Raw genomic sequence first — 258 nt, forward strand, 5'->3', positions numbered from 1 at the left:
GTCTGATTGTGACTGACTACCGGGCGGTAATGGATCAAGTGCTCAAAGGCTGGTCTGTCCGCCAAATCTGTTCGAGTTTGCGGTGCTCGCACACCACGGTGCAAAAGGCTCGTGATGCGCTGGTGGAACACAACATCACAACCCGTGAGCAACTTCGTGGGGTTGCGGATCATGAGCTGGCGGACTGGTTCGTCGACGGGCGCAGCCATGCTCAGGGCGATTTCGTCCCGATCGATTTCGACGCTGTCGCCAAGGCAC

The 258-nt window shown here is 58.1% G+C and carries 1 protein-coding gene; it reads left to right on the forward strand.

Translation table 11 applies throughout. The annotated features are described in order from the left end of the window. Nucleotides 1-29 precede the first annotated feature (29 nt). A partial coding sequence (locus QP996_RS11815; RefSeq protein ID WP_284872822.1) for a helix-turn-helix domain-containing protein occupies nt 30-258 on the forward strand: 229 nt, incomplete at its 3' end.

It is taken from the genome of Corynebacterium sp. MSK008, from assembly GCF_030232585.1.
In the GTDB taxonomy this organism is placed as follows: domain Bacteria; phylum Actinomycetota; class Actinomycetes; order Mycobacteriales; family Mycobacteriaceae; genus Corynebacterium.